The organism is Paraburkholderia nemoris, assembly GCF_905221015.1.
GTDB classification, from domain to species: Bacteria; Pseudomonadota; Gammaproteobacteria; order Burkholderiales; family Burkholderiaceae; genus Paraburkholderia; species Paraburkholderia nemoris.
The window spans coordinates 184,040-199,824 of the sequence record NZ_CAJNBO010000014.1; the positions used below are offsets into that span (position 1 = coordinate 184,040).

Here is a 15,785-nt window from a genome sequence, read left to right on the forward strand (position 1 = left end):
GGCCCGTCATGACCATCACGTCCAAACGCGCGCTGCTCGGCTGTATTGCTGACGATTTCACCGGCGCCACCGACCTCGCTAACATGCTGGTGCGCGGCGGCATGCGCACGGTGCAAACCATCGGTGTGCCCACGTCGAACGAAGCGGTCGAGGCCGACGCACTCGTGGTCGCGCTGAAATCGCGCACCATTCCCGCCGCCGACGCGGTCGCGCAATCGCTCGCCGCACTCGACTGGTTGCGCGCGCAAGGATGCCGCCAGTTCTTCTTCAAATACTGCTCGACCTTCGATTCGACCGATGCGGGCAACATCGGCCAGGTGACCGATGCGTTGCTCGATGCGTTGCGCGCGGACACGGGAGTAACGGCTTTTACGATCGCCTGCCCTGCGTTTCCCGAGAACGGCCGCACGATCTATCGCGGCCATCTGTTCGTCGGCGATACCTTGCTCAACGAGTCGGGAATGGAAAACCATCCGCTCACGCCGATGCGCGATGCCAATCTCGTACGCGTGCTGCAACGGCAGACCGGGTCGAAAGTTGGCCTGGTGCGTTACGACGCCGTCGCCAAAGGCGTTTCCAGGGTACGCGAATCGATCGATGCTTTGCGCAACGACGGCGTGCGGATGGCGATTGCCGATGCAGTGTCGGATGAGGATCTCTACATACTCGGCGAGGCGTGTGCCGATCTCGCGCTCATCACGGGCGGCTCCGGTGTCGCGCTAGGTTTGCCCCGCAATTTCCGCCGCGCGGGTTTGCTCGCGGAGCAAGCCGACGCCGCGCAATTGCCTCGAGTCGAAGGATTGTCGGTCGTACTGGCTGGAAGCGCATCCAAAGCGACCAACGCGCAAGTGGCGATGTGGCGCGAAACGCGGTCTTCGTTCCGCATTGATCCGCTGGCGGTCGCGCGCGGCGAGCCGGTGATCGAACAGGCCCTGGCGTTTGCACAGGAGCACTTCGATAAAGCCCAGCCGGTGCTGATCTACGCGACCGCCACGCCCGATGAAGTCAAAGCCGTGCAGCGCGAACTCGGCGTTAGCGAAGCAGGGCATCTGGTCGAAACCACATTGGCCTCGATCGCACGCGGCCTGCGCGAGCGCGGCGTACGCAAGTTCGTGGTGGCCGGCGGCGAAACATCGGGCGCGGTGGTGCAGGCGCTCGGTGTGCACACACTGCGCATCGGCGCGCAGATCGATCCCGGCGTGCCGGCCACCGCGACGACCGGCGCCGAGCCACTCGCACTGGCGTTGAAATCCGGCAACTTCGGTTCGACCGACTTCTTCGAAAAGGCGCTGCGCCGTCTCGATGGAGCGGCGCAATGACCAGCACGCCCGCACTCCATACGACGAACGAAGCGAAGGTTCGCGAAGAAATCTGCCTGACCGGCGCGAGTCTCTATCAACGCGGCTACACCGTGGGCACCGCCGGCAACATTAGCGCACGTCTCGATGACGGCTGGCTGATCACACCGACCGATGCGTGCCTGGGGCGGCTCGACCCCACCGACATCGCCAAAGTCGATCTGGCCGGCAACGCGGTATCCGGCGGCAAGCCCTCGAAGACGCTGGCGCTGCATCGCGGCATCTACTCGCGTAACGGCGAAGCGCGCGGCATCGTCCACACGCACTCGACGCATCTGGTCGCGCTGACGCTAGCCGGCACCTGGAGCGACCAGGATGTGCTGCCGCCGATCACCCCGTACTACGTCATGAAAGTGGGACATGTCCCCTTGATTCGTTACAGGCGGCCCGGCGATCCACAAGTGGCCGAGCAGATCGCCGCGCTTGCCGATACCGTACGTGCCGTCCTGCTCGAGCGCCTCGGCCCGGTGGTGTGGGAGCGCTCGGTTGCACAGGCCGCGTACGTGCTGGAAGAACTCGAAGAGACCGCGCGGCTGTGGCTGATGACGAATCCACGGCCCGTGCCGCTCGCCGAAGCCGCACTCGAAGAACTGCGCACGGTGTTCGGCGCCCGCTGGTAGAACCGTACGCCAACAAAGCCAGGCGACCGCATGCGGCGCATCAGGCTATCCATAGAAGGAGACAATGCATGAGTTCTTATCAGACGCCATCTAGCAGCCCCGTTACAGCAGTTGCGGGACAACCTGGCGCTGCCGAAGTCGAACGCACCTATAAGAAGGTGTTCTGGCGCATCGTGCCATTTCTGATGCTGTGCTACGTGGTCGCGTACCTGGACCGCGTGAATGTCGGTTTCGCGAAACTGCAAATGTCGCAAGACCTCGCGTTCAGCGAAACAGTGTTCGGCCTCGGCGCCGGTGTGTTCTTTATTGGCTACTTCCTGTTCGAGTTGCCGAGCAACATTCTGATGCACAAGATCGGCGCGCGTATCTGGATCGCGCGGATCATGATCACGTGGGGCGTGATGTCGGCGCTCTTTGTGTTCGTGAAGACGCCGATGCAGTTCTATATCTTGCGCTTCCTGCTGGGCTTGGCCGAAGCTGGGTTCTACCCCGGTGTGATTTTGTATCTGACGTACTGGTTTCCGTCGCATCGGCGTGCGAAGATCATCGCGGTGTTCATGTCGGCGATTCCGGTATCGGGGATTTTCGGCAATCCGCTGTCGGGCTGGATCATGCAGTCGTTTCACAACAACTCGGGTTTCGCGGGCTGGCAATGGATGTTCCTGATCGAGGCGATCCCCGCGATTGCGGTCGGCATTGCGACCATCCTGTATCTCGACAACAACATCTCCAGCGCGAAGTGGCTGAGCGAGCGCGAAAAGCGTTTGCTCGCCGATGAGATCGCCGCCGCGCAGCCGCAACAAACAGCGCAGGCGCACTCGCTCGGCGCGGTGTTCCGCGATCCGCGCACGTGGTGGATGTCGCTGATCTATTTTGCGTTCGTTACCGGGCAATATGGCCTGACGTTCTGGATGCCGACGCTCGTCAAATCGACCGGCGTGAGCGGCGCATTCAATATCGGCCTGCTGAGCGCCATTCCGTTCCTGTGCGCGATCGTCGTGATGAACCTGATGGGCCACAGCGCGGACAAGCGCCGCGAGCGCCGCTGGCATCTGATTGTCCCCGCGCTGTTCGGCGCGATCGGTTTTACGGTAGCCGCTTCGTTTGCGGACAATACGGTCGTGTCGATCGCATTTCTCTCGCTCGCCGCAGCGGGCGTGCTGACCTGCGCGCCGCTGTTCTGGTCGTTGCCGACCGCATTCATGTCCGGCGCGAGCGCCGCTGCCGGCATCGCGATCATCAATTCGATCGGCAATCTCGCGGGTTTTGCGAGCCCCTACATGATTGGCTATCTGAAGGATCTCACGCATAGCACGCAGACCGGCATGTATGTGCTGGCCGGCATGCTGGTGATTGGTGCGATCGCCACGTGGCTGACACCGGCCAGGCTGGTCAATCGCTAGATCGGATACCGCGCGCCGCTTGTTGCAGTTGCTTGCAGCTGCCGCGCGCAGGACTAACTGTTTTCAAGGAGTTGCTGCCATGCTTCGCTTCGCCGCCAACCTGACCATGATGTACAACGAGCATGCTTTCCTCGATCGTTTCGCCGCTGCGGCAAAAGACGGTTTCAAGGCTGTGGAGTTTCTGTTCCCCTACGATTTCCGCGCAGAGGAGATCAAGGCCCGGCTCGAAGCGAACGACCTGACTCAGGCGCTCTTCAATGCGCCGCCTGGCGACTGGGCCGCGGGCGAACGCGGCATTGCTTCGCTGCCGGGGCGCGAAGACGAATTTCGCCGCAGCATCGAAACCGCGCTCGACTACACGCGCGTGCTCGGCAATCGCAAACTGCATGTGATGGCCGGGTTGATCGGCGCGGATCAGCCGCGGGCGAAGCATCGCGAGGTGTATCTGAAGAATCTCGCTTATGCCGCCAAGGCCGCGCAAGCGGACGGCGTCACCGTGGTGATCGAGCCGATCAATACGCGCGATATGCCGGGCTTCTTTCTGAACCGCCAGGATGACGCGCAGGCGATCTGCGCGGAAGTGGGCGCCCCGAATCTCAAGGTGCAATTCGACTGCTATCACTGCCAGATCGTCGAGGGTGATCTCGCGGTGAAGCTCAAACGCGATATGGCAGGTATTGGTCACATTCAGGTCGCCGGCGTGCCGGAACGCCATGAGCCCAATATCGGCGAACTGAATTATCCCTATCTGTTCGATCTGATCGACTCGCTGGGCTATGACGGCTACATCGGTTGCGAGTACCGGCCGCGAGCCGGCACGTCAGCCGGGCTCGATTGGCTTAAGCCGTATCTGAATGCCGCGCGCTAGCAATCGACAGAGCAGCCAATCAAGCAAGCAAGGACAAAGCACATCATGAAAGTACTGATTACCGGCGGTGCGGGTTTTCTCGGCCAGCGTCTCGCGCGCGAATTGTTGGTGCGCGGTTCAGTGAAGGACGAGCACGGCAAGCCGCAAGCGATTACCGAGCTGGTGCTGCTCGACGTGGTGCACGGAAGCGATTTCGGCGACACGCGTGTACGCACGGAAGTGGGCGATATCGCCGAACGCAGCGTGCTCGAGCGCGTGATCGACGATAAGACGTCGGCTATTTTCCATCTTGCCGCGATCGTGAGCGGGCAGGCCGAGGCGGATTTCGATCTCGGCATGCGCATCAATCTGGACGCATCGCGCCAGTTGCTGGAAACGTGCCGGCAGCGCGGGCATGTCCCGCGTGTGCTGTTCACGAGTTCGGTGGCCGTGTATGGCGGCGATCTGCCGGAAGTCGTGCAGGACGACACCGCGCTGAATCCGCAATCGTCGTACGGCGCGCAGAAGGCGATCGCGGAGTTGTTGCTCAACGACTACTCGCGGCGGGGGTTCGTCGACGGCCGGGTGTTGCGCCTGCCCACGATTAGCGTGCGTCCGGGCAAGCCGAATGCGGCGGCCTCGTCGTTCGCGAGCGGCATCATTCGCGAGCCGCTGAACGGCGAAGCGGCGGTGTGCCCGGTAGCGGGTGCGACGCGTTTGTGGCTGCTGTCGCCGCGCAAGGCCATCGAAAGCCTGATCGCCGGACTCGAAATCGATTCCGCTGCGCTCGGCAACCAGCGCGTGCTGAATCTGCCGGGCATTTCGGTGAGCGTCGACGAGATGGTGGCGGCGCTGCGTGAAGTAGTGGGGGAGGAGACCGCGAAGCGGATCGTGTGGCAGCCGGATGCACGGGTGGAGAAGATTGTCGGCAGTTGGCCGGGGCAGTGGGATTGCTCGCGTGCCGAACGGCTCGGCTTGACCGGCGACCAGAGCTTCGCCGATGTGATTCGCGGCTATATCGCCGACGAGGGTATTCAGATCCACAGATAACGCACGTGTCGGGGCGGGTACTTCAACGACATCCCGGACAGCAGAACGATCCCAAGCCTTGTGCTGGCAGGCGTAAGAACACGCTTGCCGGCACGAGCGCGTCAATCTTCAGACCTTTTGACGGGTCATGGCCAAGCGCCACCGGCCTGCAGATATTCCCTGGTCTGAGGCTGGCTTTGCTTGACATGGTTTCAGGCACACGCCTATTATCGAGTCTAGTTGTTCGATATATGACCTTGTGTTCGTATATAGAACAAATGGCTGAAATCCTGAGCCCATCGTTCATCATCCTGCGCTAAGCTGGTCAGTCGCGACGGCTGCCATGTGATCGTTCCCGTTGCGTCCGCCGGGTCGATACCGCACGGTATCCAGCGCGCGTCACGAACCGATATCCGCTAGCGGCGCAGCGCATGCAGTACATCAACTGGAGACATCACATGACCGAAGCATTCCTGTGCGACGCGATTCGCACCCCCATCGGCCGCTATGCGGGTTCGCTGTCATCGGTTCGCGCCGACGATCTGGGCGCGGTGCCGCTCAAAGCGCTGATGGAGCGCAACAAGGACGTCGACTGGAACGCGATCGACGACGTGATCTACGGCTGCGCGAACCAGGCCGGTGAAGACAACCGCAACGTCGCGCGCATGTCGCTGTTGCTGGCCGGTTTGCCGCAAGGCGTGCCGGGCTCCACCGTGAACCGCCTGTGCGGCTCGGGCATGGACGCCGTCGGCATTGCCGCACGCGCGATCAAGTCGGGCGAGGCTGCGTTGATGCTGGCCGGCGGCGTCGAAAGCATGAGCCGTGCGCCGTTCGTGATGGGCAAGGCCACCAGCGCGTTTTCGCGCCAGGCCGATATCTTCGACACGACGATCGGCTGGCGTTTCGTGAACCCGTTGATGAAGCAGATGTACGGCGTCGATTCGATGCCCGAGACTGGTGAAAACGTCGCGACCGACTACAAGATCAGCCGTGCCGATCAGGACGCGTTTGCGCTGCGCAGTCAGCAGAAAGCGGCACGCGCACAACGCGACGGCACGCTCGCGCAGGAAATCGTCGGCGTGACCATCGCGCAGAAGAAGGGTGATCCGATCACGGTGTTGCAAGACGAACACCCGCGCGAAACCAGCCTTGAAACGCTCGCCAAACTGAAGGGCGTGGTGCGTCCGGACGGCACGGTTACGGCAGGCAACGCGTCGGGCGTGAACGACGGCGCAGCGGCGTTGCTGCTCGCGAATGAAGAGACCGCGAAGCGCTTCGGCCTCACGCCGCGTGCACGCGTGCTGGGTATCGCAACGGCAGGTGTCGCGCCGCGTGTGATGGGCATCGGCCCGGCGCCGGCCACGCAGAAGTTGCTGGCGCGTCTGAACATGACCATCAACCAGTTCGACGTGATCGAGCTGAACGAAGCGTTCGCGTCGCAAGGCCTCGCGGTGCTGCGCGCACTCGGCGTGGCCGACGACGACGCTCGCGTGAATCCGAACGGCGGAGCGATCGCGCTCGGCCACCCGCTCGGCATGAGCGGCGCGCGTCTGGTGACCACCGCGATGTATCAACTGCACCGCACGCAAGGCCGTTTTGCGCTGTGCACGATGTGTATCGGCGTCGGTCAAGGCATCGCGATCGCGATCGAACGTGTGTAACGGTTTGGCGTTTGTGCAGGGAAGCGCCGCCGCATCTTGAGGGTCGACGCTTCGCATATAGCGTTCCCGTAGCCGCATAATGAACAGCCCCTTCGCTCAGGCGACGGGGCTGTTTTATTTGTGCGCGGCGCATGGATTCACCGGCTATTGAATTAATGTTTAATCGGTGTTAATGCGGCTTCCGATTGCGCTGCGGCGAATGTCGTCGATAAAAAGAATAATGAGTCCATCGGACTGTCATGCAGTATGTGTTTAATGCTTTATGCATGGCATGTATTGTCGCCCCATATAAATGGTCTGGCAGGTTAAAGCAGTGCTGTCAACCCGCCAGATGCCGCTGCGGCGCCACGCTGCGGTGTTTCGCAGCATGCCGCTGGCTGAATCTAAAATCGCAAATATAAACAGTCGTAGCTTCTTGTAAGGCATGTACAATCGTTGCGCCGTACACATTTAGTAATTGACACTCTGAAGCTGTATGCATTCGTGGCGTTAATCGGCATCCTGCGGTTTCAGATCGCCGTAACACCAGATCGAACAATTTCCCGAGGAGAGAGTAAATGAAGGCAGCGACGATTGGAGCAGCGTTGATGGTAGCGGCTTTCGCCGCGGCACAACCGGCGTGGGCGCAAGATGCGATGGCCAGTGCCGCGCAGGGCATCGTCAGCGAAGTGCAACCGGTGCACGTGAAGGCGCAGATCGTCGGTATCGATCCGGGCACCCGCACGCTCACGCTCAAAGGGCCGGGCGGCAACGCCGTGGTCGTACTGGTGAGCCAGGAAGTCGCAGGCTTCGATCAACTGAAGATCGGCGATCGGGTAGACGTACTGTACAAGAATGCGTTGCTGGTGAAGGCAGACAAGGTCACCGGCCCGGACAAGGGCATTCGTGCGCGCGTCGATACTCAGGTGTATGCGCCGGCCTCGGGTGGCTTTGCATCCGCGCGTCAGGTCGAAGTGCTCGCCACCGTGCAGAAGATCGATCACAAGAAACGCCTCGTCACGCTGCGCGGCGCGTATCAGACACAAACGCTCCAAGTCGGACCGGACGTCGATCTGAAGGGCGTCAAGGTCGGCGATACGGTTCACGCGGTATTCGTTTCGGCAGCGGCCGTGCAGGTGACGCCGCAATAGGCGGCACCACATTAGGTGGCGCAGTCAATGCCACGCGAGCAAACACCCCTCATTGCAGGGGTGTTTGCTTTTCAAGGGCACGAAAGTTCGGCCATCAAATCGCGAGGGGGCGCGCTATCGAGCCGCCGGTGGCCCGAGGCCCAACCATGCGAGCCGCCCCAGCCATCGCCTGACGAAGCCACGTCGGGCAGGCAGCGCGCAACTCAACGACACGCGCGCGGTGCGTTCGCCATCCGTGCTGAGCCACACGCGCTCGCCGCGTTGCAGCCGGAACTCGTTGCCCGGTTCGAGCCAATGATCGTAAGGCGAGTTGACGCGCGTGAGCCATAGGCGCGCGCCTTGAACACTGAGCGTGCTGTCGGCGTCGACACGCCAGGTCAGCGTCGCGCCTCGCACTACGGAAAAATGTACGACTACCTTCGGCAGACGCTCGTCTTGTTGATATGCAGACAGACTTGAGTCGTCATCCATGCACTGCGGGCTTGCCTGATCCATCTTGCTCTCCGTCATCGAGCCGGCGGACGGAGGCACCTACAAAACAAAAGGCCCCTTCCGTTACCGGCGGGGCCTTTGGGTCCTGTTTGCAGATTCAGACTGCTAACGCGCACATGCTCCCAAACGCCTGCCGATGATGGCATGCATTGTTCGGTTTTTAATCGCGACTGCGATGGAGGTGTGCGTCAACATGCGAATGAGTGTGCCGTTTTGCCGCATGTCTTGTCAATAAAAAAATCGCAATGAATTCAAGCGACAATGCGAGGCACGCAGAGCCGGCTCGCTTTGCTTGCTGAGAGGCTGGCGCGGATTTGCGCGGCGAGTGCGTTTCGCAATGCGTAACGCTTGCGACGGGTTGCGTCGCCGGTATTGTCGCCCTGGCGTTCGGCCAGATAGCGCGCCGGCGGCGCGAGAACGAACCAGCCATTCCAGCGCGCGAGCGCTCCGCATTCGATCGACAGCCGATCGTAGTCCGCGGCCACGCGACGCTTTCTCAGGCAATAGCGCCAGTTCGCGTAGATGTGCGCCTGCTTCGAGACGATGAAGGTGCCGCCTGCATCGAGCGCCGCGGCGACACATTGCGCGAGGTAAATCACCAGCACCTTCGGCCGCAGTCCGTACCACCGTTTGGTAAGCGCGCGAAACAGCTCGCGGCCGTTGACCGACGTGTCCGGCCCCTGGACTGAGCCGATGCAAAGACGTGGCCGACGCACTTTGCCGCCGAGATAGGCGAGGCTGAAGGTGCAGGAAACGATGCGCCGGTCCCGCGCATCGCGGATGCACAAGGTCCAGTCGCCTTCCTTCTGAAACTGTTCGATCGACTCGAGCGACACGTGCCAGCGCTCGGCGCCTACCTCGAACGATGCGATCGGCGCCGAGCCGGCTGCGGCGATGCGCGCGGCGAGTTGCGGCACGCGCTGCTGGGTCAGCGCATGATGATCGAGGCTCGCCGTGAGGCGTTCGCGCGGACTGAAGCGGGTGTGGAGGAAGGGCCGATGCATGCGTTCGAGCGCGGTGGGATGACGTCGCACCAGATCTTGCAAGGGTGAAATGGCGCAGCCTTTGAGCCATACTTGCGTCGAACGCCACGACATCAGCGAGCGCAGCCATAGGCGCAGGCGGCGCCAGCGATGAAACACGCTGGTGCCGGGATAGAGTGCATGAGCGGCTTGCTGAATGACCGCAAAGGACGCAGTGGCTCTCGCAAACCACGGCGAGCGGGCCCGAGCCTCCTGGTTGGAAACGGTCGACATGGCAGATCCCTTGGCTATTGCAACGAGGCGATGCTAGTGGTGGGGATCGCACTACCGTGTCGAATTGCTTGAGTGTTTGTCGAGTTTTGTCGCGCGTGTCGCATGATGTGCGGCGCATCCGCTATGCTGTGCGTCGAGCCGGCTCGTCCGCTTCGTCCGGCTTGTTGCCCGCCGCTATTAAATGAGTTAGCCCTGAACGATTCGCCCCATGCCATTCCGGATCCTGCTTGTCGAAGACGATGACCGCTTGTCCGCGCTGGTCGCCGGTTATCTGCGCAAACACGAATACGAAGTCGAGACCGTGCTGCACGGTAACGATGCCGTGCCGGCGATTCTCAAACGCCGCCCGGACCTGGTGATTCTCGACGTGAACCTGCCGGGCAAGGACGGGTTCCAGATTTGCCGCGAGGCGCGCGAGCAATTCGACGGCGTGATCATCATGGTGACCGCGCGCGACGAGCAGTTCGACGAAGTGCTGGGCCTCGAATTTGGTGCGGACGACTACGTGCACAAGCCTGTCGAACCCCGCGTGCTGCTGGCGCGCATCAAGGCGCAACTGCGCCGCGTGAGCGCACGCACGCCGGAGACTGGCCGGCCGGAGAGCTATACCTTCGGCAAGTTCGAGATCAGCCGGGCCAGCCGCACGGTCAAGCTGCCGGACGGCAGTCTGCCCGATCTGACATCGGCCGAATTCGATTTGCTGTGGGCCTTGGTGAGTTGCGCGGGCGAGGTGGTGAGCCGCGACGAGCTGATGCGGCAACTGCGCGGCATCGAATTCGACGGCCTCGACCGCACAATCGACGGCGGCATTTCCAAGCTGCGCCGCAAGCTGCATGACGACGCCGGCACCCCGCAGCGCATCAAAACGATACGCGGCAAGGGCTACCAGTTCAGCAAATCGGCGTGGGATTGAAGACGCTTACGGCAGTTGCGGTTGAGTGTGATCGCAGTTCGACGGAGTCCGCATTGAGTTTCAATTGAGTAATACGTCGAAATATCGGCCGACAAAACTCCACAAACGCGGTATCAAATTGACAGTCACGCGAGACGGGGATGATTAGCATCGCAGCCTTGTGTAATGACAGGCTTATCGATGTCCGCTCGCGTTTCCCCACTTTCCCGCCATGCCGTGTTGATGATTCACGGCTTGGGCGGCACACGTCATGATTTCGGCGCGCTCGACCGCAAGTTCGAGCAGATCGGTTGCGACGTGCATTTGCCGTCGCTGCCGGGCCACGGCTCGAACCCTGACGCATTGAGCCGCGTAACGTTGAGCGACTACATGCAGTTGTTGAGCCGCACTTACCGCGAACTGGCCAAACGTTACGAGCGGGTCGACGTGGCGGGCATTTCGATGGGGGCCTTGCTTGCGTTGATGTTGAGTGCGCGCGAGCGCATGACGACAGGGCGTCTGATTCTGCTCTCGCCGCCGTTGTTTCTGGACGGCTGGGGCGGTTCCCGCTTGCGTCCATTGCGTTACCTGATGTATTGCGTGCCGGGCCTGCGTCGACTGATTCGCGTCCCGGAGGGCGAGCCGTTCGGCATCAAGAACGCGCGCATACGCAACCTGATCCGCCGCCATCTGCAGAAGGGCAGTGGCGTCCACTACCCGTACGTTCCGTTGGCGGCGATCGAGCAGGTTGACTGGATGCGCTTCGCGGTGAAGCGAGCCCTGAGCCGCGTAACATGCGAAACCTTGGTCATGCATTCAGAAGAGGATGAAGTGACGAGCATCCGCTCCGCGGAATTCGTGTGCGAACACCTGGGAAGCCGCGCCGTGACCTTCGTACGCTTGACCGACAGCTACCACATGATCACACTGGACAACGAACGAGACACGGTAGCAGAGCAAACCTTGGCGTTCGTACAGAGGGCGTAAGAGACGAGCGGAAGAACAAGCAAAAAACGCAGTTCAGACCCAAGCAAACCACCGATACGCCCTGAAGAAACCAAGCTAAACTGCCGATTGGTTTTAAGAAGAACGCTTCGGCGCGCGCAGCGCCGCTGGAAGTATGACGCCCTTGTCACAAGCGCATGCTGGGCACGAACCCAGATTCCAGATGCACCACTACCCTGAGCGAGCTGCGGGACCCGCTTAGCAGGGGCTTCTAGCCGCTTTCTTTTGCCTACTTTTCTTTGCGGCGGCAAAGAAAAGTAGGTGCCGCCCCGCACAGGGGCAACACTAATAGACCACCAACGCATTAAACAACGCGAAGAGAAAAAAATGCCACCCCCAGCGGAGCAAAGAAAACTAACAGCCTATCGCTATGGAAAATGGCGCTGGCACCGTTTCCGCCGTTCCTGGACGGACACAAGAGCAGACAGAATCCCGAGCTGGTCTCGACTATACCTGCGTGTCTACACGCGCCTACTGACACTGACAGTGCTAGTACTAGCAGCATCGATAGCAACCTTAAGCCTGACACTAAAAACCTCACCATCAATCTGGCAAACCCTAACAACAGCAAAAACGCTAATACCAATCACATTAGCAACCCTACTGCTACCAGCAGTAACCGCTTACCGCTGGATGCGCCCAGTCTGGCTAGACCTGGTCATGGTCCGCGAACGCGCAATCGACTTCGCCGGCGGCCGCTTCAACACCCGCGCCCGCGAATCACACAGCGTCATAATCGGCCCCTTGGCCCGCACGCTAAACGCCTTGGCCGAACGCATGGAACGCCTGATCGCCGCGCAGCGCGAACTCACCAACGGCATCTCCCATGAATTGCGCACGCCTTTAGCCCGCGTGCGCTTCGCGCTAGAAAACCTCCGCGAACCCGCGTCAGCGGCCGAGTACAACAGCGCCTTGGCGAGCATCGACCAGGACGTCACCGAGCTCGACGAGCTCATCGACATGAGCCTGACCTACGCGCGCCTCGAGTACAGCTCCCTGCAATCGAACCTCGAATCCACCTTGCTCACGGCATGGTTCGACAGCCAGATCACCGACGCCACGCTGCTGTACGCGGACAAGCAACTCATCCCGCAAGCAAACGTCGACACATCGCTACGCGTGGTGATGGACAAACGTCTCATGTCCTACGCAATGCGAAACTTGCTGCGCAACGCCAGCAAATATGCCCATTCGCGGATCATGGTCGGCTTGAGCGTCAAGCACGGCAATGTGGAAATCTACGTGGAAGACGACGGCGCAGGCGTGCCGCCCGAACAACGCGAACGCATCTTCGATGCCTTCGTGCGGCTCGATCGTCAGACAGGCGGCTACGGGCTGGGTCTCGCGATAACGCAACAGGTGCTGCGCGCCCACCATGGCCGGATCGCCGTGACTGATCCCTTGACGCTAGGCGGAGCACGCTTCGAAATGAGCTGGCCGGTGGGCACGGCGGCGTGAAACTCACCGCACCCGCGCAGCCTCAATAGGTATGTCCCAACTGGAAGTAAAAGTTATGGCGGCCGCCCGGCGCGAACGCTACGCCCAGATAGATCGGTCCGAATGAACTGGTCATCGCGGTGAAGACCGTCACGCTGCGCTTCAGCGGCCCGCTGCCGAACTCCGAATCGCGGTTCCAGACGTTGCCGGCTTCAATGCTCAGCCCTGCAAACAGACCGCGAATCGGCGACGCGTTGAACGTGGCAAGCTGATTCATATAGGTGATCTGGCCGTACACCATCGAGTTGCCGGACAGTTGGTCGGCGGCGTAGGCCGACAGATGCTGAAAACCGCCCAGCGTAAAGCCGAACGGATTCGTCAGATTGGTGCCGCCGAAGTCGTTGCCCGCTTCGATGCTCGCGTTGATGCTGTGCCGTCCATAGCTCGCCGCGACAAGGCTCTTTCCGTATACCTCGGTGAAGCTGTCGCTGCCCGCGAACAACGAACGTTCTACGCGTAGTTCGCCGAAATAACCTTTGCGGGCAAACAGCGGATCGTCGAGCTGATCGATCACGAGACGTGCGCGCGCGCTAAGCTGCCGCCCGTAGATATCGGGGAACAGCAGCGGCGAGTTCAACTCATCCTCGAGCGGCAAGTTGTATTGCGGCGACGCGTAGCCATGCGCGTACGCCACGCCGATACGGAAGTCACCGAAACGGGCGAGCGGTACGCCGAAGTCGAGCCCGGCGCGTTCGGTTTGCAAGCTGTATTGCGTGACCTTGACGTTGCCGGAATCGTCGTAGAGGTTGGCATAGCGACGCTGAAACTCGAGATACGGCGCCACGTAATAGCCGAAAGAACTCGACAGTGGCTGCCGCAGCTCCGCGTGCAGGTTGATCAGATCGCTGCCGACGGTCCCGTCCACTCGACCTTCGAGCCCTGACGACGTGAGCCACGGCCGGCGATAACCGAGATGCAGCCGGAAGCCGCCTTCATCTGTCGAGCTGCTCGACAAACCCAGCCCGAACAACAGGAAATTCGGTCCCCACAGCTTCTGCTGCGCGGAGACAATGAGCGTGTGCGCGTCGCCGTCGTCGACGAGTTGCTGGCTCACGCTGTCGAAGTCGCCCGCGGTGGTGAGCGCCAGCAAGTCCTTATTGAGCGCGACCGGATCGTAGACATCGCCGGTTTTGACATGCAGCGCGGCGCGGATGCGTGCCTCGGGCACATAGCCCTGCGAGGCGATCTCGATCTGCGTGATCCTCACCGGATGTATGGCGGGCGTACCGTGCCGGGCGCGCCACGCGGCATAGTCGGCGGGCGAGAGCGCCAGATGCTGAAGCTGCGGCATGGCCGCGCGCGTGGCGGCGGCGCCGGCCGCGATGGCCTGGCTCGCATTGGCAAAGTCGGTGAAGCTTAGCGAGCCGAGCGCCGGTTCGATCAGTACGTCACCGGCCTGCAACTGCTCACGTTGGCGCGCAACGTTCTGGTGAATCAGGATGCCGATCATCTGCTGCATCACGTCGGCGGGCGAAGCCAGCGCATCCAGTGGTCGCAGCGGCGAGCCGATATCGACCGCGATCACGACATTTGCGCCCATGTCGCGCGCCGTTTCGATCGGCAGGTTGCTGACGATGCCGCCGTCCACCAGCGTGCGCCCGTCGATATCGGCCGGCGCGAACAGGCCGGGCAATGCCATGCTGGCGCGAATCGCCTGCGGCAGCGAACCGCGATCGAGCACGACCTTCTGGCCGGTGCGCAGATCGGTTGCGATCGCGCGATAGGGGATCGGCAACCGGTCGAACGAAACGTTGCCCGGCACGGCGGATGTCCAGTCCTGCAGCAGCGCTTGCAAACGATTGCCCTGGACGAGCCCGACCGGCAAGCGGAAGCCATTGGTGCCGAAGCCGAGCGAAAGACTGTTCACATACAGCCGCTCGTCTTCCCGACGCGATTGCGGCAGATCGGCACGGTCGGTGACGTCGAACGCGATGTCCGCGAGATTGATGCCCGCGAGGCGATTTTGCATGTCCTGCGCCGTCATACCGCTCGCGTACAGGCCGCCGACCACGGAGCCCATGCTGGTGGCAGCGATGCAATCGACCGGGATACGGTTTTCCTCGAGCACCTTCAGTACGCCGAGGTGCGCATAACCGCGCGCGCCGCCGCCCGACAGCACGAGACCAACGGAGGGGCGGCCGGCTGGCCCGGCTTGCGCGCTGCACGCGGATTCGGCCGCGAGAGCGGGGCGTGCGAAGGTGGCGACCCCACACGCCAGCAGCGCCACGGTGCAGCGAAAACGAAGAACGATGGGCCGGCGCCGCATGTGTGCCGCTGTTTGTTGAAGTTGTTCGCTCGCCAACGCTCGACTCATCTGTTTTGATGCTGGAAGAAAACCGAGAGATTACATGGTTTTGCCCCGGTAAAAACAGGTGATTGGGTGCAAACGCGCGTTTGCGGAAAAACGTAGTCCTGATGCTTTTTATCCGGCGTCGCGGCGGTATGCGGCTTACGGCGCGTGAGTGCGGGATCTGAGTTGGCACCGCCTGCGTGACGAGCGGAATCCGCCCTGAAACAATTTATGTCGGCTTATGTCACGGCGCCTCCAAATCGCCCGCAAAGCCTTGCCCGGTGGGCCTCCTCCGTGGTGAAACA

At 61.7% G+C, this 15,785-nt stretch carries 13 protein-coding genes; 10 read left to right on the forward strand and 3 right to left on the reverse strand.

Annotation, left to right across the window (positions count from 1 at the left end):
- Nucleotides 1-8 precede the first annotated feature (8 nt).
- The 7 genes from otnK (at nucleotide 9) to KHO33_RS22700 (ending at nucleotide 8,048) form a co-directional block, all read left to right on the forward strand.
- Nucleotides 9-1,319 (forward strand): 3-oxo-tetronate kinase, encoded by a 1,311-nt coding sequence (otnK, locus tag KHO33_RS22670; RefSeq protein WP_200566443.1) that lies wholly within the window; start codon nucleotides 9-11, stop codon nucleotides 1,317-1,319.
- Nucleotides 1,316-1,978: a 3-oxo-tetronate 4-phosphate decarboxylase gene (otnC, locus tag KHO33_RS22675; RefSeq protein ID WP_200566444.1), complete on the forward strand. Its 663-nt coding sequence runs from the start codon at nucleotides 1,316-1,318 to the stop codon at nucleotides 1,976-1,978. Before otnK ends, otnC begins: the two co-directional genes overlap by 4 nt.
- Before the next feature lie 68 nt (nucleotides 1,979-2,046).
- Nucleotides 2,047-3,381: an MFS transporter gene (locus KHO33_RS22680; protein ID WP_054041972.1), complete on the forward strand. Its 1,335-nt coding sequence runs from the start codon at nucleotides 2,047-2,049 to the stop codon at nucleotides 3,379-3,381.
- Nucleotides 3,382-3,460: 79 nt separating this feature from the next.
- A complete protein-coding gene (gene otnI / locus KHO33_RS22685; protein ID WP_200566445.1) occupies nucleotides 3,461-4,249 on the forward strand; it encodes a 2-oxo-tetronate isomerase in 789 nt (262 codons plus the stop codon).
- Between the two features lie 45 nt (nucleotides 4,250-4,294).
- Complete coding sequence (denD, locus tag KHO33_RS22690) at nucleotides 4,295-5,278, forward strand: D-erythronate dehydrogenase (RefSeq protein WP_054041967.1); 984 nt, start codon at nucleotides 4,295-4,297, stop codon at nucleotides 5,276-5,278.
- A gap of 437 nt (nucleotides 5,279-5,715) precedes the next feature.
- The gene (pcaF, locus tag KHO33_RS22695; RefSeq protein ID WP_200566446.1) at nucleotides 5,716-6,918 is read left to right on the forward strand and encodes a 3-oxoadipyl-CoA thiolase; all 1,203 of its coding nucleotides are present in this window, start codon (nucleotides 5,716-5,718) and stop codon (nucleotides 6,916-6,918) included.
- A gap of 557 nt (nucleotides 6,919-7,475) precedes the next feature.
- On the forward strand, nucleotides 7,476-8,048 hold the full coding sequence (locus KHO33_RS22700) for a hypothetical protein (protein ID WP_054041965.1): 573 nt from the start codon (nucleotides 7,476-7,478) through the stop codon (nucleotides 8,046-8,048).
- Nucleotides 8,049-8,162: 114 nt separating this feature from the next.
- Here KHO33_RS22700 and KHO33_RS22705 read toward each other — a convergent pair whose 3' ends face one another.
- Together KHO33_RS22705 and KHO33_RS22710 are read right to left on the reverse strand one after the other, a co-directional pair.
- Nucleotides 8,163-8,543 carry a DUF2917 domain-containing protein gene (locus tag KHO33_RS22705; protein ID WP_200566447.1) on the reverse strand — a complete coding sequence of 127 codons (381 nt, stop codon included), beginning with the start codon at nucleotides 8,541-8,543 and terminating at the stop codon, nucleotides 8,163-8,165.
- A gap of 248 nt (nucleotides 8,544-8,791) precedes the next feature.
- The gene (locus KHO33_RS22710) at nucleotides 8,792-9,796 is read right to left on the reverse strand and encodes a DUF535 family protein (protein WP_200566448.1); all 1,005 of its coding nucleotides are present in this window, start codon (nucleotides 9,794-9,796) and stop codon (nucleotides 8,792-8,794) included.
- A 208-nt stretch (nucleotides 9,797-10,004) separates the two neighbouring features.
- Between KHO33_RS22710 and KHO33_RS22715 the strand changes: the two genes are divergently transcribed.
- The 3 genes from KHO33_RS22715 to KHO33_RS22725 all read left to right on the forward strand — a co-directional run bounded on the left by KHO33_RS22715 (nucleotide 10,005) and on the right by KHO33_RS22725 (nucleotide 13,151).
- Nucleotides 10,005-10,709 carry a response regulator gene (locus KHO33_RS22715; RefSeq protein WP_054041961.1) on the forward strand — a complete coding sequence of 235 codons (705 nt, stop codon included), beginning with the start codon at nucleotides 10,005-10,007 and terminating at the stop codon, nucleotides 10,707-10,709.
- 180 nt (nucleotides 10,710-10,889) lie between these two features.
- The gene (locus KHO33_RS22720; protein ID WP_200566449.1) at nucleotides 10,890-11,675 is read left to right on the forward strand and encodes an alpha/beta hydrolase; all 786 of its coding nucleotides are present in this window, start codon (nucleotides 10,890-10,892) and stop codon (nucleotides 11,673-11,675) included.
- 345 nt (nucleotides 11,676-12,020) lie between these two features.
- Complete coding sequence (locus KHO33_RS22725) at nucleotides 12,021-13,151, forward strand: ATP-binding protein (protein WP_200566450.1); 1,131 nt, start codon at nucleotides 12,021-12,023, stop codon at nucleotides 13,149-13,151.
- A 22-nt stretch (nucleotides 13,152-13,173) separates the two neighbouring features.
- Here KHO33_RS22725 and KHO33_RS22730 read toward each other — a convergent pair whose 3' ends face one another.
- A complete protein-coding gene (locus tag KHO33_RS22730; protein ID WP_200566451.1) occupies nucleotides 13,174-15,504 on the reverse strand; it encodes a patatin-like phospholipase family protein in 2,331 nt (776 codons plus the stop codon).
- Between the last annotated feature and the right edge of the window lie 281 nt (nucleotides 15,505-15,785).